This is a genomic window from Nocardia alba NBRC 108234, assembly GCF_001612665.1.
Lineage (GTDB): Bacteria > Actinomycetota > Actinomycetes > Mycobacteriales > Mycobacteriaceae > Nocardia > Nocardia alba.
In genome coordinates this window covers 1-24,290 of record NZ_BDAX01000035.1, presented here as the reverse complement: position 1 = coordinate 24,290, position 24,290 = coordinate 1, and the positions used below count along the sequence as shown (strand labels likewise).

Genomic DNA, 24,290 nt, shown 5'->3' with positions numbered 1-24,290 from the left:
ACCGGCCGCAGCCGGAAGGTTTCACCGGCTCACCGCCGGACGTGTTCCATTGTAACGATCCAACCAGGGTACTCATGGCACGATGCCACCCAGGCGTTGCGTCGCCCGCCGCGCCGGACTACGGCGCGAGGCCCGCGTCGATGGCCATCGCCGCGCCGACGATACCCGCGGTGTTCTTCAATACGGCCGGAATCACGGGAGTTCGGTTGGTGAGCAGGGGAATCCACTGTTCGTGATCACGGCTGATGCCGCCGCCCGCCACGATCACCTTCGGCCAGAACAGATCCTCGATGTGTCGCAACACGCGACTCACCCGCTGCGCCCACTCCGGGTAGGTGAGGTCCTCGTTGTCCTTGACCGAGGCCGCTGCCAGATCCTCGGCGTCGACGCCCTCGATCTTGAGATGGCCGAGCTCGGAGTTGGGCACCAGCACGCCGTTGTAGAGCAGCGCGGAGCCGATACCGGTGCCGAAGGTGAGCAGCAGGGTCAGCCCGTCGAGGTCGCGCGCGGTGCCGTAGGAGTCCTCGGCCAGGCCCGCCGCGTCGGCGTCGTTGAGCACGGTGACATCGCGCCCGCCCAGCGCCTTCGCGAACAACGCGTGGGCGTCGGTGCCGATCCATGCCTGGTCGATGTTGGCCGCGGTTCTGGTGTGGCCGTCGAGCACCACACACGGCATGGTGATGCCGACCGGACCTTCCCATCCCGCCTGCGCGACCAGTTCGGCGACCGCCCCGGCGACGGCTGCGGGCGTCGACGGCTGCGGTGTCGCGATCTTGATGCGGTCATGGGTGAGCAGGCCGGTGGCCAGATCGACCTCGGCGCCCTTCACACCGCTGCCGCCGATATCGATACCGAATGCGTGCCCCCGAGTGGACATGATTCAACCCCTTGCTGACGTGGTCGATGTGCCTGGCAGACACCAGGGAGAAGAGTAGCGGTAGTCACCACGCGCGCGACGAGCCACGACATGTGATGCGATGGGTGGGTGCCCGAATACACCGAGCCCGAGACTGTCACTGCCCCCGCCACATCCGCCGATTACGAGCAGTTGCGGCGCCTCGCCGTCGAGCTCGCCGAAGCGGCCGCCGCGCATGTGCGCGCCCGCAGGCCCGAGGTGTTCGCCGACGACGGACCCGTCGCGGGCGCGGTGGCCACCAAGGGACACATCACCGATCCGGTCACGGTCGTCGACACCGAATCCGAGCAGCTGATCCGAGGGCTGCTTGCCGAGCGCAGGCCCGACGACGCGATTCTGGGGGAGGAGGGCGGCGGCGATGTGGGCGCCACCGCGCCGGGCGCGGTCACGTGGGTCGTCGACCCGATCGACGGCACCGTGAACTTCCTCTACGGGCTGCCCGGCTACGCCGTCTCGGTGGGCGCGGTGGTCGATGGCGAGCCCGTGGCGGGCGCGGTGGTCGACGTCGCCGCCGCGACCACCTACAGCGCCGCACTGGGCGCTGGATCGCACGCTGTGCGACCGGACGGGACCCGGGTGACACTGCGCTGCAGTCGTGAGGATTCGCTCTCGGTGGCCCTGGTAGCCACCGGCTTCGCCTATGGCAGCGCGCGTCGCGCCCGCCAGGCCCAGCTGCTCACCGAGATTCTGCCCAGGATCCGCGACATCCGCCGCCTCGGCGCCGCGGCCATGGATCTGTGCCATGTCGCCTCGGGCAGGCTGGAGGCCTACTACGAGCACGGCCTCAACGCCTGGGACTGGGCCGCGGGCGCTCTCATCGCCGCCGAAGCGGGTGCCGTCGTGCGCGTTCCCCCGGTCACCGTCGGCGGCGCCGCGGGCGAACTGACGGTCGTCGCGGCTCCCGGCATCGCCGCCGACCTCACCGATCTGCTCGACCGGGTCGGCGCGCCGACGGCGCTACCGGACTAGATCCTCAGCACTTGACTTCGCGCGCGGCGTCGAGGAGATCCGGGTCGATCGACGACGAACTCGCGCCGGGGGCCAGGTTCTTCAGCGACCGGAGCACGGCCTCGGCGTCGGCGCCGGGGCGCAGCGATTCGCCGAAGGCTTGTCCGAGGACCAGATCGACAGTGTCGTCGGTGCGCGGATCCTCGATCAGCTCGGCGCAGGGCGCGATCAGCTGCACCGAGGCGGCGGCCGGTCGACCGTTCACGCCGAACCTGATCTGCCCGGCGCAGGTGAGGTCGCCGCTGACGTAGACCGGATCGTTACCGACCTGTGTCCCCGGCGCGCCGGCGAAGCCGAGGTCGGCCAGTGCCGAGGCGATGTTGCCAGCCTGGCCGCTCTTGCCGTTGGCGTTGAACACCCGCACGCGCGACTCCGACAGGGCCGCCGGGTCGACCTCCGCGAGTCGCGTCTGGCCCACCCGGGTACCGAGGGCCGCGGGCTGTGGCGCGCTGGTCGCCGTCGGTGTGCTCGGCGCGTTGCACGCCATCGGTTCGTTGCTGTCGTCACGGGTTCGGAACGCCGTGATCCAGACGAACAGGCTCACCAGAGCCAGCACGAGGACGAGCGCGAGCCAGAGCTCGGGCCGCCGCCGCGGAAAGGGTTTGCCGTCGCGATCAGTCGCGCTACCTTCGGTGATCAGTGAAACCACGCGCTCACTCTACGAGTCCCGCGGCGGTCCGCGAGTCGGGGAGGTCTCCGCGAGTTTCCCGGCAGGTGACGATTCGTCGTCGGTTTCGGCTCGGCGTGGGTGTGATTGCGACTTTCGCTCATCGGTCCGCTATTGTCTGGCCGCCCAGATCGAATATTTACCGGTGAAACGGTGGTCGGTCGCGGGAACAACAAGGGCATGTCCTGCGTTTACCGAACGCTGTCGGAGTAGATCGCTCACCGATCGAACCTGATAGACGACCGGTGCACGTGTGAGGTGCACCACCGGCGGGGCGGTACGAACGCCGGAACCCTGCAGGGTTACGGCAATCGACTGATCCGGGATATACGGAGTAAGGACTGAGGGGAAGACGACATGGCAACCGACTATGACGCACCGCGGCGCACCGAATCCGACGAGGTGTCGGAGGATTCGCTCGAGGAGCTGAAGGCCCGCCGCAACGAGGCGCAGTCCGCCGTCGTGGACATCGACGAATCCGATACAGCGGAATCGTTCGAGCTTCCCGGCGCGGACTTGTCCGACGAGGTACTCAGCGTTCGGGTGGTCCCGAAGCAGGCGGACGAGTTCACCTGCTCGAGCTGTTTCCTCGTGCATCACCGCAGCCGACTGGCCACCGAGAAGGGTGGACAGCTCATCTGCATGGATTGCGCGCTCTAGAAGCAGGCGGTGCGCGCCCACCGTGCGGTCATCGACCCGCACGGGCTCGCGCACACTGATCCGTAGGGATCAGCGAGGAAGGGTCAGCCCGCGCTCGGGAGTCCGAGCGCGGCCAAGACCAGGTCCGGCCGTCGCGTACTGACCAACCAGTACGGCGTCGGGTCGTCCGGATCGTCGAGTACCAGCAATGCCATCGGACCGATCCAGGCCCGATGTTGCACATAGGCGGCGGGGTCGAGTTGTCGGCCCAGGGCCGCGCTCTTCGCCGTCGGCGCGACCGACGTGGCGCGCGCGACGAAGCTCACCGGTAGGTGGGCACGGTCGACGCGCAGTTCCGCTGTGCCGTCGTCCGACACGGTGACATCGAGACGATGCCTGCTCATCCACAACAGAATCCAGACCGGGACCGGCGCCATCAACACATACGGCAGCCACGCCCGCAACCCCGGCGCGCCCATGTGGATCTCGGCCGCGAGCAGTCCCGCGATTCCGAAGCCGATCGCCCACCACCACAGCGGCACCCACAGGCGCTCGGAGTAGGGCGAGGGACCCTGCGCGCTCGGCGCGGGGTGGTCGGTGTCGGTAGGCGCGGTCGTCGGGGAATGGGGCTGGTCGGGCACCCCTCAACACTAGGTCACCGCACCAGGGCTGCGACGAGAAGGTCCGGCCTCGACCGCGTAGTCTCGACCGATGTGAACGCACTTGCACCGATTCCGCTGCGGCGGCTCGATCCCGGCATCCCTGTGCCGACGCGTGCCCATCCGGGTGACGCGGGCGTCGACCTCTGTACCACCGAGGATGTGATCATCGAACCGGGCGAGCGGGTGCTGGTCGGTACCGGGATCGCGATCGCGTTGCCGATGGGCACGGTCGGCTTGATCCACCCCCGGTCCGGCTTGGCCGCGAAGGCGGGTCTGTCGGTGGTCAACACGCCGGGCACGGTCGATGCGGGCTATCGCGGTGAGATCAAGGTGTGCCTGATCAATCACGACCCACGTACCGCCATCGAATTGCGTCGCGGCGACCGTGTCGCGCAGTTGCTGGTGCAGCGGGTCGAGCTGGTCGATTTCGCCGAGGTCGACGATCTCGACGACACCGCCCGTGGCACCGGCGGGTACGGGTCGAGCGGCGGGCATGCCAGCCTGGCCGACAAGGAGGCGTGATGGGTCTGTTCGGTAAGAAGAAGCGCGCGCGCGAGGACGACTACGTCGAATACGACGAGGTCGAGTACGACGAGGCGGACTACGACCTGGACGCCGACTCCGACGACTACGACACCGACGAGTTCCAGCGCCCCGACTTCGCGCGCCTCGACTTCGACGACGCGCCGACCGACGAGCGCATCTACGGCAATTTCGACCATGCCCCCGATGCGGCCGCCGGCCCGTACGACATCAGCGAGGTCTCCGACGAGGCCATCGCGCGGCGCCTCGACCTGGGTTCGGTGCTCATCCCGGTTCCGCAGGGCGGGCAGTTGCAGGTGGAGATGAGTCCCGACGGCACGCCGCAGGCGGTGCACCTGGCCACCGAGCACGGCAGGCTCACCGTCGCCGCCTACGCGGCGCCCAAGTCGGCGGGTCAGTGGCGCACGGTCGCCGCGGATCTGGCGGAGTCGCTGCGTGGTGACGGCGCGAGCGTGGCCGTCGAGAAGGGCCCGTGGGGCCGTGAGGTCAAGGCGATCACCGAGGGCGCCGATCTGCGCTTCATCGGCGTCGACGGCCCGCGCTGGATGATCCGGCTGGTCGCCGCGGGTCCCAAGGGCGCGGTCGACGACCGCAGCCCGCTGATCACCGCCGCGCGGGCCGTCCTCGCCGACGCCGTGGTGCGCCGCGGCACCGACCCGCTGCCCGTGCGCGACCCGCTTCCGGTGGTTCTGCCCCAGGAACTCGCCGAACAGCTGGCCGCGGCCCACCAGCAGCAGGTCCAGGCCCAGCAGGACGCGCTGGAGGCGCAGGCCGCCGCGGCGGCCGCCCCGCCGCCCTCGGCGTTGCCGCCGAAGCTGCCGGACGAGCCGCGGCGCGGCGCGGACGGTTCGGCCATGCAGCAACTCGGCCTGAACTAGGCTCGTCCGCCTCTCCGCGACTTCTGCCGGTCGTGGGGAGGCGGTTTCGCTGGTGGCCGGGCCCGCGGTTCGAGGTGGGTCCGGTGTCGGGGCCCGGCGAGTTACCCGTGTACTTGCGAAATCGGTTGTCCGGCAAGGCTGTTCGTTGCCTGTGTGGTCGCCGCTAGCAACGCGCTCAACTCCGCGAATCCGGCATGTCCGAGTATTGCGGGGTCGGCGCCGAGCTCGGTGAGTGTCACCCGGTGCAGTCGGGCCGACGGCAGAGTTGCCGCCCATTCCTCGGCGACCGCGATCGGGTGGATCGGGTCGTCGATCGCGCCGACCACCGCCACCGGAACGTCGGTGGCGGCCAGTTCCGCTTGCGACGGCCACGCGTATCCGGCGGCCTCGTCCAGGGCCGCGGGCAGATGCGGCCACTGCCCGCGCCACGACTGGGTCAGCGCGTCGGCCAGCCATGGCGGACTCGAGGCGCGCATCCGCTCGATCACCGCCTCCAAACCGTCCGCTCGCAGTTGCTCGGCGGTAACCGCGGCGCTCGCCGCGGCCGGGCACGCGGCGGTTTCGGCACCCGTCCAGGCGGGTAATGCTGTGATGACACCGACCACCGCGGTGCGGTGCTCGGCTGCCCAGCCGAGTGCGATCGCGGCGCCGAGGGAGATGCCTGCGGCCAGGACCGGACCGCGCGCGGCGGCGGCGTTCAACGCCGCTGTACAGCTCGCGATCACGGCCTGTGGGTCCGGTTCGACGGCGTGGAAGGCGAGTCCGCGCGCGCGGGCGGCGGGCCCGAACGCGCGGGCCGCGAAATCGGCGTCGGAGCCGGTCCCCGGCAGGGCGACCACGGTGACCTGGGGTGGGGTGCGCAACACCGACCGAGCGTAGCGGCCGGGCGTTTGCCCATCTACAGTGGCGTTGTACGGCCAACTAGCGGGAGAAGCGTGACATGTCGTCATCCACGGGCGGACACAAGTCGGGATCGGGTCCGGACTCGGGATATTTTCGTCGACTCGGTCGTCGTCTCACCGCCGATATCGACCAGCTCGACGCCGAGGAATTAGCCGAGACGGCCGATGCGTCCGGTGCCCGGCGGGCCAAGGATTGTTGTCGCGGCGAAGAGGCGACGATTCTGGGCAGACTCCGCAGTGTCGAGGCGTGTCCCAAGGCGGCGGGCGCTACCGTGCAGGCCGAGTTCTTCGACGGCACCGATGCCATCACCCTGGTGTGGATCGGGCGAAGGCGCATTCCCGGTATCGAACCGGGCAGGCGCATTCTGGTCCGTGGTCGCGTCGGCGACCGCGACGGCCGCAAAGTGATCTTCAACCCCTACTACGAATTGCGCGGGAACAGCTGACGTATGCCCTCCAGCAACGAGTACCGCACTGCCGCGGACCCCGAAGCCACCGTGGCGTTGCCCGTGGTCACCGATGACCGGGTGGACCCGGAGATCGATACCGAGGTCGGCAAGGCCGAACAGACCTTGCTCGAGCAGCTCGGCGGTTTCAGCGGCCTGATCTACTCCACCCTTCCCGTACTGGTCTTCGTCCCGGTGAACACCTTCGCGGGCCTCACCGTGGCCATCTGGGCCGCCCTCGGCGTCGCCGCCGCCATCCTGATCTGGCGGCTGGTGCAGCGCAGCCCCATCCAGCCCGCGGTCTCCGGCTTCCTCGGCGTCGGCCTGTGCGCGCTCATCGCCCAGCGGGTGGGGGAGGCCAAGGGCTTCTTCCTGTTCGGCATCTACACCAGCCTGGTGTACGCGGGTGTGTTCGCGGTGTCGATCCTGCTGCGCAGACCGCTGGTCGGGGTGATCTGGGGTGCGCTCAACGGTCACGGCCACCGCTGGCGTACCGACAAGCGCATCCGCAAGCTCTACGACCTGGCCACCGGCGTCTGGGTGGTCGTGTTCGGCGCCCGCTACCTGGTGCAGTCCCAGCTCTACGACACCGACCACACCACCTGGCTGGCCGTGGCACGGATCGGCATGGGCTGGCCGCTCACCGCCCTCGCGCTGGTGGTCACCGTGTGGGCGGTGCGCCGCGCCGGACATCTGCCCGCCGAGAAGTCCGGCGCCGGAACGGAACCCGCGCCCTCGTAGGGTGGGCAGTGCCTCCGCCGGAGGTGGGTAAGTACCCACCCTGGGGTATCTGGTCGCGACGGCCGGTTCGTCGCACGATCAATGCGTAGGAAATACGCGATGATCGTGAGAGGACCGGCGACCATGATGGCAACCGAGCACCGAAATGAGCGACCGGCCACCACCGCACGCCGCGCCGCCGCCAAGACCCCGGCGCCCGCGCTGTCGGAGAGCAAGCGCATCGGCGCCGAACTCGACGCGTTGATCGGGCCTGCCGCCCGCGGTGACCGCGAGGCCGTCGCCGACATCCTGCGTCTGGTGCACCCCGTGGTCCGGCGGTACTGCTCGGCTCGGATGGGCGCCACCGGACACCTCACCGTCACCGCCGACGATGTCACCCAGGAGGTGCTGATCGCCACGGTCACCGCCATCCCGCGCTACCGCGATCAGGGTAAGTCGTTCCTGGCCTTCGTCTACGGCATCGCCGCCAACAAGGTCTCCGACGCGTTCCGTCGCGGCATGCACACCGCCTACCCGACGGCCGAACTGCCCGACACCGCCAGTACCTCGGCGGGCCCGGAGGAGTGGGTGCTCGCTTTCGAACGTCGCGCCGCCACCCTTGAACTGATGAAGGTGCTCGCGCCGAATCACCGTGAGGTTCTGCACATGCGCATCGTGCTCGGCTGGAGCGCGGCCCAGACCGCCGAGGCCATTGGCACCAGCCCGGGCGTCGTCCGGGTGATGCAGCACCGCGCGCTCAACAAGCTGCGCGCGGAACTGAAGGTGGCGTAGGGATTTACGGCCGCACGCCGTGCGTCGCCAGCGTCAGCCGCAGATCCTCTTCGGCCTCCACCGAGGTGACGAACAGCAGTTCGTCGTCACCCTCGAACGGATCGTCGGGTTGCGGCACGATCACCCGGCCGCCGCGCAGGATCGTCACCAGCGCGGTATCGCGCGGCATCTTCAAGGTTCGCACCGGCTTGCCCGCCAGCTGGGTGTCGGCGGGCAGGGTGATCTCGACCAGGTTGGCCTGCCCCTGACGCAGCGTCATCAGCCGCACGAGATCACCCACCGACACGGCCTCCTCGACGAGCGAGGCGAGCAGCCGCGGCGTCGACACCGCCACGTCGACGCCCCACGACTCGTTGAACAGCCATTCGTTGCGCGGATCGTTGACCCGCGCCACTACCCGGCGCACGCCGAATTCGGTCTTGGCGAGCAGGGCGTGCACCAGATTCGCCTTGTCGTCGCCGGTGGCCGCGATCACCACCTCGTAGGTCTCGAGGTCGGCGTTCTCCAGCAGCGACAGCTCGCAGGCATCGGCATGGACCCAGACGGCGTCGGGGATCGCGGCCGGGTCGATGTGATCGAGCTGGCGTTCGAGCAGCATCACCCGATGCCCGCCGCGTAGCAGTTCCCTGGCGATCGAGCGCCCGACCGCGCCCGCTCCGGCGATGGCGACCTTCATGTGTTCAGTCCTCGCTCAGTGGGGCTTTGGCGGCCAGGGCGATCGCCTCGCCGACTGTGCCGGATGTGGCCGCGACATAGACGACGTCGTCGGCCTGGACGATCGTCTTGGATTCGGGCAGCAGGCCCTGGCCGAAGCGCAGGATGAACGCCACCCGCACCTGCAGGTCGCGTTCCAGGTCGCGCACTGTGCGCCCGGACCAGTCCTCGTGCAGGGTCAGCTGGGTCACCGCGACCGCGCCGGTGGGGTCGCGCCAGGTGGTGGTCGAGTTGTCGCCGATGAGGGTGCGCAGGAACCGATCGGTGGTCCACGGCACGGTGGCGATGGTCGGGATGCCGAGCCGTTCGTACACCTCGGCGCGCTTGGCGTCGTAGATACGGGCGACGACACGTTCGACGCCGAACATCTCCCTGGCCACCCGCGCCGAGATGATGTTGGAGTTGTCACCGGAGCTCACCGCGGCGAAGGCGTCGGCGCGCTCGATCCCCGCCCGCGTCAGCACCTCGCGGTCGAAGCCGACGCCGATCACCTCCTGCCCGGTGAAGCCCTCACCGAGGCGGCGGAACGCGGTGGGATCGCGGTCGATGACCGTGACCTCGTGACCCACCCGGATCAGCGCACGCGCCAGTGACGAGCCGACACGCCCGCACCCCATGATCACTACGTACACCGTGCACCCTCGTTCCTTGCCTACCCGTGGCGTCCGGCAAGGACCGTACCCGCCGGATGCTCCCATCGCCCATTTTCCCCGCGCCGACGCGGGGCAAACAATCCGGACATCGCCGTGACGCCGGTGAACGTGCGCGCGAAGGTACTGGTGAACTCCTCTATGCTCAGCCCGGTGTCCAAGTTGACGACGGCAGCCAAGCGAGTGCTGCTGGGCAGGCCGTTCCGTAGCGATTCGCTCGGCCACACGTTGTTGCCCAAGCGTATCGCTCTTCCGGTCTTCGCCTCCGATGCGATGTCGTCGGTCGCCTATGCTCCGGAGGAAATCTTCCTGGTGCTGTCGGCGGCGGGCATTTCGGCCTACGTGTACGCGCCGTGGGTCGGTCTCGCCGTGGCACTGGTGATGGCGGTGGTCGTCGCCAGCTACCGGCAGAACGTGCACGCCTACCCGTCCGGCGGCGGTGACTACGAGGTCGCGACCAAGAACATCGGGCCCAACGCGGGTTTGACGGTCGGCAGCGCGCTGCTGGTCGATTACGTGCTCACCGTGGCGGTGTCGATTTCCTCGGCGGCGTCCAATATCGGGTCGGCCATCCCGTTCGTCGCCACGCACAAGGTGTTGTTCGCGGTCGTGGCGATCGCGATCCTCACCGCGATCAACCTGCGTGGCATCCGCGAATCGGGGACGGCCTTCGCGATTCCCACCTACGCGTTCATCTTCGGCATGTTCGCGATGCTGGCCTGGGGCTTGTTCCGTACGTACGTGCTGGGCGACGACATCCAGGCCGAGTCCGCCGGTTTCGGGCTCAACGCCGAAGACGAGCACCTCTACGGCGTGGCCTTCGCCTTCCTGATCGCGCGCGCCTTCTCCTCCGGCTGTGCGGCGCTGACCGGTGTCGAGGCGATCAGCAACGGGGTGCCCGCGTTCCGTAAGCCCAAGTCCCGCAATGCCGCGACCACCCTGCTGCTGCTGGGTTCCATCGCGATCGTGCTGCTGATGGGCATCATCATCCTGGCGCAGAAGATCCGCGTCGTGTACGCGCACGACCCGGCGCATCTGATCGGCGCGCCCGCCGACTATCACCAGAAGACCCTGATAGCGCAGATCGCCGAAGCGGTGTTCCACGGCTTCCCGATCGGTTTCTTCTTCATCACCATCGTCACCGCGCTGATCCTGGTGCTGGCCGCCAATACCGCGTTCAACGGCTTTCCCGTCCTCGGTTCGATCCTGGCACAGGACCGCTACCTGCCCCGTCAGCTGCACACTCGCGGCGACCGGCTCGCGTTCTCCAACGGCATCCTGTTCCTCTCGGGTGCCGCGATCGCGTTTGTGGTGGTCTTCGGCGCCGAGGTGACCAAGCTGATCCAGCTCTACATCGTGGGCGTGTTCGTCTCGTTCGTACTGAGCCAGACCGGCATGCTGCGGCACTGGACGCGCCTGCTGCGCACCGAGACCGATCCGGCACAGCGCAGGCACATGACGCGTTCGCGGGTGATCAACGCGATCGGTTTGACCGCGACGGGCGCCGTGCTGCTGATCGTGCTGGTCACCAAGTTCTTCGCCGGAGCCTGGATCGCGATCCTCACGATGGTGGCGATCTTCGTCGTGATGAAACTGATCCGCAGGCATTACGACTCGGTCTCGCGTGAACTCGAGGAATCCGACTGGGACGGTGTGCTGCCCAGCCGTACCCACTCGCTGGTCCTGGTGTCCAAGCTGCATCTGCCCACGCGCCGCGCGCTGGCCTTCGCCCGCGCCACCCGCCCGGACACCCTGGAGGCGGTGACGGTCAACGTCGACGACGCCGACACCCGCAAGCTGGTGCGCGAATGGGAGAACAGCGAGATCAACGTGCCGTTGAAGGTGATCGAATCGCCCTATCGCGAGATCACCAAACCGGTGCTCGAATATGTCAAGCGGGTCCGCAAGGATGCCCCGCGCGACGTGGTGACCGTCTTCATCCCCGAGTACGTGGTCGGCCACTGGTGGGAGCAGGTGCTGCACAACCAGTCCGCGCTGCGGCTGAAGGGCAGGTTGTTGTTCGAGCCCGGGGTGATGGTGACGAGCGTGCCGTGGCAGCTCAGCTCCTCCACCAGGGCCAAGCAGGCGGCCGAGGGGAACGCACCGGGTTCGGTGCGCCGAGGTTTCGAATGACCAGGACGCTGCCGATGAGCGGCGCGCCGGTCGAAGGTGAGAGTGGGTGTGGCCGTGAGTGATGGGAGCGGACGGGAATTCGAGGTTCGCCTCGGGTCGCCCGGGCACGGCGGGTTCATCGTCGGGCGCCACGAGGGCCGGGTCGTGTTCGTGCGACACGGGTTGCCCGGCGAGCTGGTGCGGGCGCGGGTGACCGAGGATCGTGGCGGGTCGTTCTTCCGCGCCGACGCGGTCGAGATCATCGAGGCGTCCCCGGACCGGGTGCCCGCCACCTGCCCCGTGTCGGGGCCGGGCGGTGCGGGGTGCTGTGATTTCTCCTTCGCGACCCCCGCGGCGCAGCGTGCGCTCAAGGCCACCGTGGTGGAAGAGCAACTGCGTCGGTTGGCCAAGATCGAGCGCGAGGTGACGGTCGAGCCGATCGCCGGCGATTCGGGTGTGGTCACCGGCGGCTGGCGCACCCGGGTGCGCTTGGTCGTGGACGGCGCCGGACGGGCCGGCGTGCACCGTTACCGCAGTACCGAGGTCATCACGGATCTGCGCTGCCCGCAGCCGGTCGACGGTGCGCTCGACGGCGTCGCGGATCGGGTGTGGACGCCGGGGGCCGATCTGGTCGTCGCGATCGACGGCGACGGGGTACGTCATATCGTGGAACTGGCCGAGACCGCGGCCGGTGGGCCACCCGGGCGGCCGCAGACCCCGCGCGGTGCGAGCCGTGGTCGTGGGCAGCGTCCGGGGCGTCGTCGCGAGTCGGCGCCGCCGGTGGTCGACGAGCGTGGGGCGATCCGGGACCGCGCGGCATCGCGGAAGTCGGCGATGAACGCGCCGCGTGAGGAGTGTGTGGTCGAGGGTTCGGGTCGCGTCGTCGAGTATGTGGCCGGGCGTCGCTGGGAGTTGTCGGCGACGGGGTTCTGGCAGGCGCATCATGGTGCGGCGCAATGCTATTCGGATCTGATCGCGGAGTGGTCCGGGCTCGCTCCCGGTGGTTCCGGCTGGGATCTCTACGCCGGTGTGGGTGTCTTCGCTGCCCGCCTGGCCGAGCAGACGGGCCAGACCGGTGCGGTGACCGGCGTCGAATCGGCGCGGTCGGCGGTGGTCGACGGGGTGGCGGCGCTGGGGGATCTGCCGTGGTTGGAACTGCGTAGCGAGCGGGTCGAGCGGTGGGCGCGCAATGCTTCCGGCAGGCCCGATGTCGTGGTGCTCGACCCGCCGCGGGCGGGTGCGGGCAAGGATGTCGTCGCCGCCGTCGCCGATGCCGACCCGCGCCGGATCGTTCACATCGGTTGCGACCCAGCGGCATTCGCTCGTGACGTGGGTTTGTACCTGGACGCCGGATATCACCTGGCGCAATTGCGGGCCTTCGACGCGTTCCCGGCGACGCACCATGTGGAGTGCGTGGCACTGCTCGACCGCTGACCGTTCGGCAGTCCCTGACGATTCGGCCGATAGAAAGAGAGAGTTCGCGCTACATTGTCTCAATGGTGGACGTGAGCGACTCTCGCCGGTTCGTAGTCATCGGAGGTGGGCTGGCCGGACTGGCCGCCGCCGTATGGCTGGCGGAGGCCGGTGTACAGGTGACCCTGCTGGAACGACGCGGTCGGCTCGGCGGCCGCACGCAGGCCATGCGGGTCGCCGAGGTGAACGACCTCGCCGACAACGGTCAGCACGTAGTGGCCAGCGGGTACGGCAGTATGTGGCGGTATCTGGAGAGCGTGGGCACGCTGCGACACATCGAGTTCCCCGGCGCCGGGAGTCTGCGCTGGCCGGGCGGTCGCACAGTCATGTTGCATACCAAGGGTTTCCGGGCCCTGCGCACGCTGATGGGCGCGCATCCCGACGCGGGACCGCTGGAGCGGCTGCGCGCGCTGCGTGCGGCGCTGATGATGATCCGGCAGGCACTGTGGCAACCGGCGTACCTCGCCGACATCACCACCGACGAATGGTTCCGGCGCCTGGCGATGCCCGCGAAAGCGCGTGAGGCCCTGTGGGATTGGCTCGCGCTCGGCATCGCCGCGGAACCGGTGGACAAGGAGTCGGCGAAGGTGTTCGCCGATGTGCTGGCCACCGGAGTCCGGATCGGCGCGCGGACCAGGAAGGGCGTGACGATCGGCTATCCCACCGTGGATCTGGACACCCTTTTCGTCACCGGTGCCGAAAAGGTCTTCGAACGCCACGGCGTCGACGTGCGCTACCGGGCGGTGGCTCGCAAGATCGTCATCGCCGACGGGAAGGCGACCGGGGTACTGCTGGCCGACGGCTCGACCATCGAGGCCGACGCGGTGATCTGCGCGGTCCCCAATTCCACGATCGGCGGGCTCCTCGACGACCTGCCCGAACACGCCGAAATCTACGCTGCCGCGGACAAACTGGGCGTGACCCCGATCGTGAGCACGAATCTGTACCTGGACCGGCCGCTGAAAACGAAGTCGGCCATGGAGGCGCTGATCGGCGGCGGCGGGGTGATCGACCAGGTCTTCGACCGCCAGCGCATGCACCAGCGCACCCCCGATGGCACCTGGCTGTACTGCCTGACCACCAGCGGCGCCTACGAGCAGATCCACCGGAGCAACAGCGAGATCGTCGCCGAGCAGATGGATCTGCTGCGCCGCTACTACCCGGAAGCCGCCGACGCCGAGGTTGTCACCGGCCATGTGGTGAAGATGCCGAAGGCGACCTTCTCCCAGGTTCTCGGCACCGACAACTTGCGCCCCGATCAGCGCACGTCGGTACCGAACCTGATGCTGGCCGGCGACTGGACTGCCACCGACTGGTCCGCCACGATGGAAAGCGCCATCCAGAGCGCCGAACGCGCCGTCGAGGCGCTGCTCGCGCTGCCCGAGTAGAACGTCAGTCGAGGGCCCAGGTGACGCGGACGCTCGCTGCGACTTCGGTTTCGCCGGGGACCACGGGAACGGGGGAGCCGGCCCGGGCCATCAGCATGGGGGCGGAGTCCATCTCCGCGCTGATGTCGTAGGCGCGGGTGGCGGGGGCGGCCGTGTCCTCGGTGATCTGCAGGACGGCGCCCAGGCTCACTCCGGCGCGGGTCGCGTACTGCTCGGCTTTCGCCTTCGCGTCGTCGAAGGCCGCGTCGCGGGCTTGCTCGAGCAGCGGAGCCGGGTCGGCGATGCCCCGGGTCAGGCCGCCGAGGCGGACATCGTCACCGCCGGCGTTCACCGCGGCGGCGACCGTCGCGGCGGGGTCGGCGCCGGTGTCCTCGCGCAGCGACACGCTGAGGCCGGTGGATGCCAGATACCCGGCGATCTCGGTGCGCCCGTTGTCGGTGTAGACGGTCTCGGTGCGCACGCTCAGGCCACTGGTCGCCATGTCCGCGTCGCTCACCCCGGCGGTGCGCAGCGCCGCGACGACGGCGCTCACCCGATCACCGGCACGTCCGTAGGCCCCGGCGACGGTGTCGGCTCTCGATTCCACCGACAACGTCAACCGGATCAGATCGGGGATCACGCGCACCACGCCGCGCCCGAAGGTGGTCGTGCTCGCCTGCCAGGACTTCTTGCTCACCGCGATACTCCTGTCGGTCGAAGGCTGCTGTGCTGCTCAACGTCTCGCGGTCGAACCGGGTTCCGTCAGTAGTTCTCGGCGTTGCCCGAGATGGTTCGGACCGTGGCTTCCATCTGCGCGTACGCCCCGGCCGCGAGTCGTTGCAGCAGAGCGAGTTTCAGCTGGGGGTGCTGCTGGGCGAGTTCGTCGAACACGGCCGCGCTCAGCACCGCCACTCGCAATTCGGTCTCGGCGACGATGTCGTTGACGAACTTCTCGCCGGTCAGCATCGGGATCTCGCCGAACGACATCCCCGACGACAACGTCACCAACCGGTGCACCCGCCCGTCGGTGCCCGAGAACGTGGCCCGCACCCGCCCGGCGAGAATCAGGTAGAGCCCCGACCGTGGATCGCCGCGCTCGGCGATCACCTCACCGCGGGCGAAGGTGTGGGCCACGAAATCCGCGCACAGCCGGTCGCGATCCATGGCGGCGAGCCCCACCAGCAGCGGATGCTCGTCGAGGTCGATCGAGGTAGCGACGCGCTGTCCCGGCGGCCGATGCCGGTCGAGCACGATGTCCTCACACCATTCGGTCGCGGTGTCGCGATCGACGAACACCCGCCCGCTCGGATCGTCGGGATCCAGACTCGACGTCTCGTGACCGAGCTTCGCGTCGGGGTCGACCAGTGCCACCCGGCTGCCCCGGCGCACCAGTCCGGTCTGCAACTGCTCGATCATGCCGCGAGCCACCCGACTCACCTCACCGACCCGGCGCACGTCGATCACCAACGCGTCGAGTTCGTCGGCATTGCCCTCGATCGCGCGGACCGCTCGCTCGGCACCGGCGAACAACAGGTCGCCGTGCAGCTCGTAGACCCGCGCCCGGTCCCCGTGGGCGGCCAGTACCTCGGCGTCCTCTGGGGTGCGGCGCAGTCGCGACGGCAGCTGTGCCACCGAGTAGTCGGCGCGGATCGCGGTGCGCGCCGATCGGGTCACGTGACAGAAGTGCAATTCGAGCCGCCGCGACAGCTCCCGGCACGCCGCGACCCCGCGCACACTGTTGCCGTGTCCGTCCAGCCTCGGTGAGTACACCGAGATCCCGAGCTGGCCCGGCAGCACGGCGATGATCCCGCCGCCGACCCCGCTCTTGGCGGGCAGCCCGACCGTGGTCACCCAGTCGCCTGCGGCGTTGTACATGCCGCAGGTGGTCATCACACTGAGCACTCGTTCGGTGAGCGCGGTCGACAGCGCCCGTTCGCGCGTCTTCGGGTTGACCCCGTTGTCGGCGAGCGTCGCCGCCATCACGGCCAGGTCGGCGCAGGTGATCTCGATCGAGCACTGACGGAAGTACCGGTCGACCACGTCATCCGGATCGACATCGATGATGCCGACCGAGCGCAACATGTAACCGATCGCCCGATTGCGGTACCCGGTGCGAGCCTCGGATTCGTAGACCGCCTCGTTCATCGTCAACTCGCGCCCGGCGAAGCGGGAATAGCAGCGACGCACCCGCTCGAACTTGTCGGCGGTGTCGCGCCCGGCGATCAGCGAGGCCGCGGTGATGGCCCCGGAGTTGATCATCGGATTGCTCGGACGCTGGGTGTCGGGTTCGAGGCTGATCTCGTTGAACGGCTCGCCCGACGGCTCCACATCGATGTGCTCGGCCACCCCGTCGAGCCCGCGGTCGGCCAGTGCGAGCGCGTAGGTGAACGGCTTGGAGATGGACTGGATGGTGAATCCGATATCGGTGTCGCCGACCTGGTAGACGAGTCCGTCGGCGGTCGCCAGGCACAGGCCGAACGAATCGGGTGCGACGGCGGCGAGCTCGGGGATGTAGTCGGCGGGTGCGCCGGAGGTGTCGTCGCGGCAGACCGCGTACACCTCGTCGAGCATTCCCGCCACCACACCGGGGTCGATCGTGCGCGTCGTGTCGTGCGGTGAGGTCACAGCGTCACTGTAGGTCGGCGCGAGGGGGCCCGGTCCTGGACGCGCGGGGGAGATTGTCCTCACAGCCGAGAACGTGGTGAGGTAAGCCTTGGTCGGACCCGATTTCGGGCCGCGCGTCCTGTTCATCGGGCATGCGGCGGTATCGTCGTCGAAACTGTCGACCTCGCCGCGCCCGTGCTGGGAAGGGCCCGCGAGCCTGTGCCCGTCACGCGGGCAAATACACTGGGCTGATCACACTGTAGTCCGGAGGGAGCGAGTTCAGGTGGGAGTGCTGTCGCGGGTGGATTCACCCGAAGATCTGCGCCGGCTGAGCGTGCCGCAACTGCGGGAACTGGCGGACGAGATCCGCGAGTTCCTGGTGCAGAAGGTAGCCGCCACCGGAGGCCATCTCGGCCCCAATCTCGGGGTGGTCGAGCTGACCATCGCCCTACACCGGATTTTCGATTCGCCGGCCGATCCGCTGATCTTCGACACCGGTCACCAGGCCTACGTGCACAAGATCCTCACCGGTCGCAAGGACCGCTTCGACTCGCTGCGCAGCCGGGACGGTCTGTCGGGCTACCCGAGCCGCGCCGAGAGTGAGCACGACTGGGTCGAGTCCTCGCACGCGTCGGCGGCGCTGTCCTACGTCGACGGCCTCGCGAAAGCGTTCGCGCTCACCGATCAGGACCGCACCCCGGTCGCGATCGTCGGTGACGGCGCGCTCACCGGCGGCATGTGCTGGGAGGCGCTCAACAACATCGCGGGCGCACCCGATCGCCCGGTGGTCGTGGTGGTCAACGACAACGGTCGTTCCTATGCCCCCACGATCGGTGGACTCGCCGACCGCCTGACCGCCCTGCGCACCCAGCCCGCCTACGAGCACGCGCTCGACGCCGGGAAACGCATTCTGAAAAGCATTCCCGGCGTGGGGGATTCGGCCTACTCGATGGTCCACGCGCTCAAGGCCGGGATCAAGGACGCGGTGAGTCCGCAGGAACTGTTCTCCGATCTGGGCATGAAGTACGTCGGCCCGGTCGACGGTCACGATCTGCTCGCCCTGGAAGCGGCGATGCGGCGCGCCAAGGACTTCGGTGGTCCGGTCGTCGTGCACGTGGTCACCCGCAAGGGCAACGGTTATGAGCACGCCGAGAACCACGTGGCCGACCAGATGCACGCCTGCGACCCGATCGACCCCCTCACCGGTCGCCCGCTGGCGGGCAAGAAGGCCAAGGGCTGGACCGCGGTGTTCTCCGAGGAGCTCATCGAACACGGCTCGCGTCGCGAGGACATCGTCGCCATCACCGCCGCCATGCCCGGCCCCACCGGCCTGGCCGCGTTCGGTGAACGCTTCCCCGAGCGCATGTTCGACGTCGGCATCGCCGAGCAGCACGGCATGGCCTCGGCCGCCGGGCTGGCGCTGGGTGGCCTGCACCCCGTGGTCGCCATCTACGCCACGTTCCTCAACCGCGCGTTCGACCAGCTCCTGATGGACGTGGCCCTGTTGAAGCAGCCGGTGACGGTCGTGCTCGACCGCGCGGGCGTCACCGGGCCCGACGGCGCCAGCCACAACGGCATGTGGGACTTCTCGCTGCTCGGCATCATCCCCGGCATCCGCGTCGCCGCCCCCCGCGACGGTGCCACGCTGCGGGAGGAACTGGCCGAAGCGCTCGCTGTCTCCGACGGGCCGACCGTGCTGCGGTTCCCGAAAGGCAGTGTCGCCGAAGACATCACCGCGGTGGAACGACTCGACGGGCTGGACGTGCTCCGCCTCGCCGTGCCCAGCGCCGGTTCCGCGCAGTCCCAGCACGGCGATGTGCTGATCGTGGCTGTCGGCCCCTTCGCCGACACCGCGATGAAGGTCGCCGAACTCCTGGAGCCGCAAGGGATCTCGGTCACCGTCGTCGATCCGCGCTGGGTCATCCCGGTGTCGGACACCCTGGTCAAGCTCGCGGAGAACTACCGCCTCGTCGTCACCGTCGAGGACGGCGGCCTGCACGGCGGCATCGGCTCCACCGTCTCCGCCCGCCTGCGCGACGCGGGCCTCGACGTCCCCACCCGCGATCTCGGTGTGCCCCAGCAATTCCTGGACCACGCCTCCCGCAACGAGATCCTCGAGGAACTCGGCCTCACCCCCGACGCCATCGCCCAGCGAATCGGCGGCTGGCTGCGATCTCGCTGATCGGAGCCGGACAACGCCCGCCGCGCGTTGTCCGGCTGGAGCCGTCGCCTACAGCAATGACGAGCGAGGCGTGCCTGCCCGGCGAGGATCCCGCACGCCCTCGGTGCGAACGCCTGCGACGAACGTGCCTAGTGGCGAGGCCGCCGGGCGACGACGGCGAAATTCAACGGGATGCGTGGCGCGCTCTCGGGCAACGTCCACCCCTGCTCACAGGGTACGAGATCGGCGAACGCGCGCCAGTCCATATAGGGCAGTTCCCGCAACGCCTCGATAACGAGCCCGGCGCCGAGTAGCGCGGTGACGATTTCCTCCAGGTCGTGGTGCCACTCGTGATTGGCGGTGTGCGCGATCTGCCCCTCGGATTCCTCGGTGTAGGTACCCGAGTCCGAGTAGCTGCGCGCACCGCCGCCGCCGAGGTAATCGTCGTCGATCTCCCACGGTTCGTACTGCATCGCGCCCAGAATCGGATGGTCGTCGCGGATCACGAACACCCCACCGGGTTCGAGCAGGTCATGGATCGACCGTGCCCACGCGGTGAGCTCCGGCAACCAGACAATGGTTCCCGTACTGGTCACGATGGTGTCGAAGCGCCGGTCGAGTACCGTCGAGGCGAACCGTGCGTCCCCTTCGACCCAGGTGATGTCGCGACCGTCGGCCTCGGCGATCCGCGCCGCGTGCCGCAGCGAGTTCGGTGACAGATCGAGTCCGTGTACCTCGACCGCGCCCAACCGCGCCCACGACACCGTGTCCGTGCCGATATGACATTGCAGATGCAGCAGTGACCGTCCCCGAATTCCGGATTCCGGCAGGTGCGGGCCCAGGACCGCGAGATCGTTACGCACGACAGTGGAAATCGTGTCCGCGTCGGTCAGAAAGGCATCGACGTCGTACATCCGCGAGCGCGCGTGGACATCGGCGCGATCATCCCAGTTCGCGCGGTTGTCGGCGATCGCTTCGGCTTCGAGCACGGCGTGACCCTTCGACGACGATATGTTGGCGAGTACCAACGCTAGTGCCGCACCGCACATCGGGTCGACTGGTTTTACGCCCCGTGAACCACCGCTCGACTGACCCTGCCATAGCGCGCGGCAGGGTCAGTGCACGTTCAGCGGTAGGCCGGTTCGTTGTCCTCGCGATAGATCGCGAGCGCCGACTTCATCAACCGCACCAACGACCCTCGCGCGTCACTCGCATCACCCGGGCGCGCCTCGATCATCGAGCCGCGTTCGGTGACCAGGTAGCGCCCCTCCGGGAAATCCATCACATGGAAGCCCTGGCCGTGCTGCGGCCGGTTGTCCACCGCGGCTCCCGGATACCCCGCCACATACACCAGCGTCGAGCGTGCCCGGCCGAAGAACTCGTCCGCCTTCTGCTGCGGCGTGCGGCGATCGGCCGCCCACGGATCGTAGGGTGTTTCCTCGTCCAGATCATTGCTGTTCATCGAGAACACCTCTCCGCCCGCCGCCGCCGTCTTCGGCAGCCGGGCGAGGAGTTTGTCGGGCAGCTGTTCGATCTCGAGCACGCTCATCCGGATATCGCCGCCCTCGTGGTCGAGCGGCACCCGCTGCTGTTCCACCAGCACTGCCTGCTTTTCCCGCACCGCCGCGAACGAGCGCAGCTTCTCCCCGTCGCCGTACCCGGCGAGCTCGAACCGCGCTTCCGGCTCGAGCAGAATCCGCAAGGCCGCTTCCAACGAGTGATCGAACGTCGGCAGAATCCGCTGTGCCTCGTTCTGCCACAGCCGGTCGTAGTCGTCCACGGTCACCGCGTCGGCGTGCGTCTGCAGCGGATACGGCAGTACATCGCGGTCCGCCGCACGCCACAGCACCGTGAACCCGAGCGCACTGAACTGCCACTGTCCCTGGCTCATGCGCCGATCACCGGCGGCACCGTCTTGGCTCGCTGATCCTCGCTGAGCCCGGTGAGTTCCTCACCGTTCTCCTGATTGATCAGATAGTCCTTCGTCCCGGATTCCTTCTCGTCGTCGCCCTTGCCGCCCTTGCCCGCACCGGCACCCATACCGCCCATGCCCGACATCCCACGGCCGGAACCGCCGGAACCCGCGCCTGCTGTACCGGCACCGCCCTTGCCCGCGGTCGCGCCACCCGGTGTACCCGGAACGGCCGCCCCCGGAACACCGGAGCCAGGCGTCCCTGATCCAGGCGAACCTCCACCGGGAGAGCCACCGGTTCCCATCGGCGTCGTCGACGCGGGAGTGGTCCCGGCCGGCGTGGTCGGCACGGCGGACTGCGGTGTGGTCGCCGCGGGCTCCGTGCTCGACGGTGTGGTGTCGTCCCCGGTGTCGTCGTCGGACGGGTCCTCCGTCGTCGGCTCTTCGGTGGTCGGTTGTTCGGTCGTGGGCTGCTCGGTGGTGGGTTGTTCAGTTGTGAGCTGTAGCGTGGTCGTTTTCGTGCTCGTGGTGTCGCCCTTGCTACCTGGGTCGTCGCCCGGCTTCGAGCTTGTGTCGAGGGGGTTGTACGGCTGGGGGACGAGCGGGACCTTCGTATCCGCCTCGCCGATCGCCGTGTAGTAAACGCCCCTGACCACTTCCGCCCCTTCGGATTTAGCGGTGTCGGCGTTGTGGCTGTCCATCTTCCACGTGGGCCCGGGAATATAGCTCGCGATCCCACTGATCGTGGAACCCTCGTGCGGCTTCACCCGGTCCTTGGTGATCTGCATCGCCGACTCGACGAGCTTCACCTTCTCGGCCATCATCTGCGCCGACCCGAGCAGATTGCCCGACTTCTCGACGTACTCCTGAATCCCCTTGCCGGCGCTGGCCGCGGCGTTACCGGTCCACTTCTCCGAGATCGCCTTCGCGATCTCGGCGTCATAGGTCTTGAATCCTTCTTCGAGCTTGTTGCGCAGCGTCTCCCAGCGGGTGTGCAGAGTGTTCACATCACTCATCGACATCGCGGAGACCCGCTCGTAGAGGTCGGACAACCCGCTGGGATCCTCGTAGGAGGCCGGAAGAACCTTCGACTTCTGATAGGTGCCGTCGAACGTGGATTCCAACTGCGTCAAGCGATTCCGTGCCACGGACGCGTCCGGGCTCTCGTCCGTCGACCGGGTCGGCTTGCTGCCGTCGGCGTAATCCTTCAAGGCAAGGTAGCTGCTGCCGCCCGGTATGGAACTGACGACGGCCCTGCCGAGGGCATCCGTGAACGACATCAGTTACTCCTGGGGATATTCGCGCCCTGCGACGTCAGCGCTTGCGCCTGGGCAATCTGCTGATCTTCGTACTTCTTCACCGAGATCTCGATGGTGTCGCGGATGAGCGTGAGGACTTCGATGTGCTCTTTGAAAGCTGTGTCGAAGTCACGTTCTCCGCCAATGGCTTTCATGCCGAGCATCTTGGCGAGTTCGTCTGCGGCAGTGAACCGGCCGAGTCCGGTCACAGTGGACAATATCCGCAGGTCGTTCTTGAGCTGTCCGAACAGCGCTATCTGTTTATTGCTGGCGTCGCGGCAGCTCGTGGCCACCGACGGGTCCAAGTACAGTCTGCCCGCCTTGGCCTCTTCGTTGAGATACTGCCATCGACTCTTCTCGTCGGATGGAGCCACCGCCGACCCCCCTTTCTCCGTGTCCTACTTGGGAATATCTTGAAGGATCGCCTCGGCTACTTTTCGTATCCGGTCGCAAGGCGCCATGCTCTTAGATTTTGAAGTGGTGTTGATTACGCCGAACTGAGCCGATCCCGAAGCAGTTGGGAATACGAGGTTGCACTCCTCGTCTACGTCATAGTTGCTCTGGCGGAATTGCACGCCGGAGCGGCCGGCGACCGTGATGTCTTTGAAATCGACATTGTTGGGCTTCGCACGGACTTGGTCGACAGTGTAAATAGTCGTAGCGACGCTGATTCCGTAATTCGGCGGAAAATCGGCTTCTTCCCACAGGCAGATCTTCCATCCCGGTTCTTCCGCTCCGAGGATGCCTGAACGCTTCGACGCAAGATCGATGTCGAGGCTCCGCAGCGTCGAATCCGGGATCTGACTGCATGGGTCCCACAACGCCGCAGTAGCCGCCGACAAGTCCGTCGTCGAACTGGGCTGCGCGTTCCCGGTCTCAGTGGTGGAACATCCCCCCACTGCAAGCGCTCCGCACAACACCGTCGTCAGCACTACAGACCTTCGCCGCACGAGCATCCTCCGTCTTCCCCGATCACCGAGCCACACCGTCCGGCCGAGCCCGCACCAACCCCACAGTCGCCCGAACGCTCCCCGCGATCGGCCACCCCGTCGTTCCGCACAGCCTACGACACCGCCCCGCTCAATTCACCTCACTGCCCCTGCCTGATGAAACCCCCACAACCCCAACGAGTTCCGCCGTGTCAGAGTTCTGCCGACCCTCGTCGGCAACCCACGGTGTCGCACGATAGAGCACGCCACCTGGCCGAGCACCGCTGCTCACCTCGCTGCACATCACGCACAATCGGCCACGAAGATGGCACTGCTCTACACCATTGGACGCACCGAAGCCGGTTCCGGTTCCATCGATTTCACCGCGCCTACCGACCCTGCCGTATCCGCTACGCTCGACCATTGGCACTGCGTGCCGCAGGTCTGACGCACCGGATCTTCCGGTGGCTACGGCCTGGTCGATCAGGTTCGACACCACAGGTCGCGGGCAGGGAGTGCCCGCCGACCCGGGGTGGCATCACACGAGGGCGGGGTACCGAAGATGACCAGTGCGGGCGGGGAACTGAGCATCTCCCCGGACAAGATCAAAACTCACGCCACCAATGTCACCTCGGCTGGTTCGGGGTTGACCGAAGCCCTCGAAGCGGCCCAGGCTGTTTCGGCCCCGTCGGATGCGTTCGGGAAGCTGTGTGCGTTTCTGGGTCCGTTGTTCGTGGATGCGGTCGAGACCGATGGCATCGACGCGATCCAGGCCGCGATCGATGCTTTCGGTACCACCAGTTCGAACTTGACCGCTGTCGCGGACGCGTTCACGAACCGCGATACGACCAATGCCGCCGCGCTCAAGACTCAGGAGTCGGGTCTGTAATGGCGGCC

The 24,290-nt window shown here is 68.0% G+C and carries 26 protein-coding genes; 13 read left to right on the top strand and 13 right to left on the bottom strand.

Annotation, left to right across the window (positions count from 1 at the left end; all coding sequences use genetic code 11):
• Window positions 1–118: 118 nt before the first annotated feature.
• Window positions 119–877: a polyphosphate--glucose phosphotransferase gene (gene ppgK / locus NA12_RS29390; protein ID WP_067458759.1), complete on the bottom strand. Its 759-nt coding sequence runs from the start codon at window positions 875–877 to the stop codon at window positions 119–121.
• A gap of 108 nt (window positions 878–985) precedes the next feature.
• Here ppgK and NA12_RS29385 point away from each other — a divergent pair, with 108 nt between their 5' ends.
• Window positions 986–1,885 carry an inositol monophosphatase family protein gene (locus NA12_RS29385; protein ID WP_067458756.1) on the top strand — a complete coding sequence of 300 codons (900 nt, stop codon included), beginning with the start codon at window positions 986–988 and terminating at the stop codon, window positions 1,883–1,885.
• A gap of 4 nt (window positions 1,886–1,889) precedes the next feature.
• Here the strand turns inward: NA12_RS29385 and cei are convergent, their stop codons facing one another.
• The gene (cei, locus tag NA12_RS29380) at window positions 1,890–2,573 is read right to left on the bottom strand and encodes an envelope integrity protein Cei (protein ID WP_067458753.1); all 684 of its coding nucleotides are present in this window, start codon (window positions 2,571–2,573) and stop codon (window positions 1,890–1,892) included.
• Window positions 2,574–2,948: 375 nt separating this feature from the next.
• Here cei and NA12_RS29375 point away from each other — a divergent pair, with 375 nt between their 5' ends.
• The gene (locus NA12_RS29375; protein WP_056811237.1) at window positions 2,949–3,251 is read left to right on the top strand and encodes a DUF4193 domain-containing protein; all 303 of its coding nucleotides are present in this window, start codon (window positions 2,949–2,951) and stop codon (window positions 3,249–3,251) included.
• Between the two features lie 83 nt (window positions 3,252–3,334).
• Here the strand turns inward: NA12_RS29375 and NA12_RS29370 are convergent, their stop codons facing one another.
• Window positions 3,335–3,871, bottom strand: coding sequence for a DUF3093 domain-containing protein (locus NA12_RS29370; protein ID WP_084473199.1), 537 nt, complete (start codon window positions 3,869–3,871; stop codon window positions 3,335–3,337).
• Window positions 3,872–3,943: 72 nt separating this feature from the next.
• Between NA12_RS29370 and dut the strand changes: the two genes are divergently transcribed.
• Window positions 3,944–4,414: a dUTP diphosphatase gene (dut, locus tag NA12_RS29365; protein ID WP_067458750.1), complete on the top strand. Its 471-nt coding sequence runs from the start codon at window positions 3,944–3,946 to the stop codon at window positions 4,412–4,414.
• Window positions 4,415–4,419: 5 nt separating this feature from the next.
• Window positions 4,420–5,313 (top strand): DUF3710 domain-containing protein, encoded by an 894-nt coding sequence (locus NA12_RS29360; protein WP_067458902.1) that lies wholly within the window; start codon window positions 4,420–4,422, stop codon window positions 5,311–5,313.
• 101 nt (window positions 5,314–5,414) lie between these two features.
• Here the strand turns inward: NA12_RS29360 and NA12_RS29355 are convergent, their stop codons facing one another.
• A complete protein-coding gene (locus tag NA12_RS29355) occupies window positions 5,415–6,179 on the bottom strand; it encodes an alpha/beta fold hydrolase (RefSeq protein ID WP_067458747.1) in 765 nt (254 codons plus the stop codon).
• A gap of 74 nt (window positions 6,180–6,253) precedes the next feature.
• On the opposite strand from NA12_RS29355, the gene NA12_RS29350 reads away from it, so the two are divergent.
• From NA12_RS29350 to NA12_RS29340, 3 genes are all read left to right on the top strand, one after another.
• On the top strand, window positions 6,254–6,661 hold the full coding sequence (locus NA12_RS29350) for an OB-fold nucleic acid binding domain-containing protein (protein WP_067458744.1): 408 nt from the start codon (window positions 6,254–6,256) through the stop codon (window positions 6,659–6,661).
• A gap of 3 nt (window positions 6,662–6,664) precedes the next feature.
• The gene (locus tag NA12_RS29345; protein WP_067458741.1) at window positions 6,665–7,402 is read left to right on the top strand and encodes a DUF3159 domain-containing protein; all 738 of its coding nucleotides are present in this window, start codon (window positions 6,665–6,667) and stop codon (window positions 7,400–7,402) included.
• 99 nt (window positions 7,403–7,501) lie between these two features.
• Window positions 7,502–8,173, top strand: a complete 672-nt coding sequence (locus NA12_RS29340) for a sigma-70 family RNA polymerase sigma factor (RefSeq protein WP_132370437.1) — start codon at window positions 7,502–7,504, stop codon at window positions 8,171–8,173.
• A 4-nt stretch (window positions 8,174–8,177) separates the two neighbouring features.
• Here NA12_RS29340 and NA12_RS29335 read toward each other — a convergent pair whose 3' ends face one another.
• Both NA12_RS29335 and NA12_RS29330 read right to left on the bottom strand, forming a co-directional pair.
• On the bottom strand, window positions 8,178–8,849 hold the full coding sequence (locus tag NA12_RS29335) for a potassium channel family protein (RefSeq protein ID WP_067458738.1): 672 nt from the start codon (window positions 8,847–8,849) through the stop codon (window positions 8,178–8,180).
• A gap of 4 nt (window positions 8,850–8,853) precedes the next feature.
• Window positions 8,854–9,519, bottom strand: coding sequence for a potassium channel family protein (locus NA12_RS29330; protein WP_067458735.1), 666 nt, complete (start codon window positions 9,517–9,519; stop codon window positions 8,854–8,856).
• A gap of 171 nt (window positions 9,520–9,690) precedes the next feature.
• Between NA12_RS29330 and NA12_RS29325 the strand changes: the two genes are divergently transcribed.
• From NA12_RS29325 to hpnE, 3 genes are all read left to right on the top strand, one after another.
• Window positions 9,691–11,670, top strand: coding sequence for an APC family permease (locus tag NA12_RS29325; protein WP_067458896.1), 1,980 nt, complete (start codon window positions 9,691–9,693; stop codon window positions 11,668–11,670).
• Window positions 11,671–11,724: 54 nt separating this feature from the next.
• On the top strand, window positions 11,725–13,083 hold the full coding sequence (locus NA12_RS29320; RefSeq protein WP_067458893.1) for a class I SAM-dependent RNA methyltransferase: 1,359 nt from the start codon (window positions 11,725–11,727) through the stop codon (window positions 13,081–13,083).
• A 62-nt stretch (window positions 13,084–13,145) separates the two neighbouring features.
• Window positions 13,146–14,510 (top strand): hydroxysqualene dehydroxylase HpnE, encoded by a 1,365-nt coding sequence (gene hpnE / locus NA12_RS29315; RefSeq protein ID WP_067458732.1) that lies wholly within the window; start codon window positions 13,146–13,148, stop codon window positions 14,508–14,510.
• A gap of 4 nt (window positions 14,511–14,514) precedes the next feature.
• Here the strand turns inward: hpnE and NA12_RS29310 are convergent, their stop codons facing one another.
• Together NA12_RS29310 and glsA are read right to left on the bottom strand one after the other, a co-directional pair.
• Window positions 14,515–15,186, bottom strand: a complete 672-nt coding sequence (locus tag NA12_RS29310) for an SIMPL domain-containing protein (protein ID WP_067458729.1) — start codon at window positions 15,184–15,186, stop codon at window positions 14,515–14,517.
• Between the two features lie 65 nt (window positions 15,187–15,251).
• Complete coding sequence (glsA, locus tag NA12_RS29305; protein ID WP_067458890.1) at window positions 15,252–17,060, bottom strand: glutaminase A; 1,809 nt, start codon at window positions 17,058–17,060, stop codon at window positions 15,252–15,254.
• 316 nt (window positions 17,061–17,376) lie between these two features.
• Here glsA and dxs point away from each other — a divergent pair, with 316 nt between their 5' ends.
• Complete coding sequence (dxs, locus tag NA12_RS29300; RefSeq protein ID WP_067458726.1) at window positions 17,377–19,275, top strand: 1-deoxy-D-xylulose-5-phosphate synthase; 1,899 nt, start codon at window positions 17,377–17,379, stop codon at window positions 19,273–19,275.
• 128 nt (window positions 19,276–19,403) lie between these two features.
• Here dxs and NA12_RS29295 read toward each other — a convergent pair whose 3' ends face one another.
• The 5 genes from NA12_RS29295 to NA12_RS33350 form a co-directional block, all read right to left on the bottom strand.
• Window positions 19,404–20,243: a class I SAM-dependent methyltransferase gene (locus NA12_RS29295; RefSeq protein ID WP_067458887.1), complete on the bottom strand. Its 840-nt coding sequence runs from the start codon at window positions 20,241–20,243 to the stop codon at window positions 19,404–19,406.
• Between the two features lie 137 nt (window positions 20,244–20,380).
• On the bottom strand, window positions 20,381–21,145 hold the full coding sequence (locus tag NA12_RS29290; RefSeq protein WP_067458723.1) for an ESX secretion-associated protein EspG: 765 nt from the start codon (window positions 21,143–21,145) through the stop codon (window positions 20,381–20,383).
• Entirely contained in the window at window positions 21,142–22,446 is a 1,305-nt protein-coding gene (locus NA12_RS29285; protein ID WP_067458720.1) for a hypothetical protein, read from the bottom strand. The genes NA12_RS29290 and NA12_RS29285 overlap by 4 nt, the downstream gene beginning before the upstream one ends.
• Window positions 22,446–22,838, bottom strand: a complete 393-nt coding sequence (locus NA12_RS29280; RefSeq protein ID WP_067458717.1) for a hypothetical protein — start codon at window positions 22,836–22,838, stop codon at window positions 22,446–22,448. The genes NA12_RS29285 and NA12_RS29280 overlap by 1 nt, the downstream gene beginning before the upstream one ends.
• Window positions 22,839–22,862: 24 nt before the next feature.
• A complete protein-coding gene (locus NA12_RS33350) occupies window positions 22,863–23,396 on the bottom strand; it encodes a DUF3558 domain-containing protein (protein ID WP_165914892.1) in 534 nt (177 codons plus the stop codon).
• A gap of 322 nt (window positions 23,397–23,718) precedes the next feature.
• On the opposite strand from NA12_RS33350, the gene NA12_RS34775 reads away from it, so the two are divergent.
• Window positions 23,719–23,841, top strand: coding sequence for a hypothetical protein (locus NA12_RS34775; protein WP_255284111.1), 123 nt, complete (start codon window positions 23,719–23,721; stop codon window positions 23,839–23,841).
• 114 nt (window positions 23,842–23,955) lie between these two features.
• Window positions 23,956–24,282: a type VII secretion target gene (locus tag NA12_RS29275; RefSeq protein ID WP_067458714.1), complete on the top strand. Its 327-nt coding sequence runs from the start codon at window positions 23,956–23,958 to the stop codon at window positions 24,280–24,282.
• Window positions 24,283–24,290 lie beyond the last annotated feature (8 nt).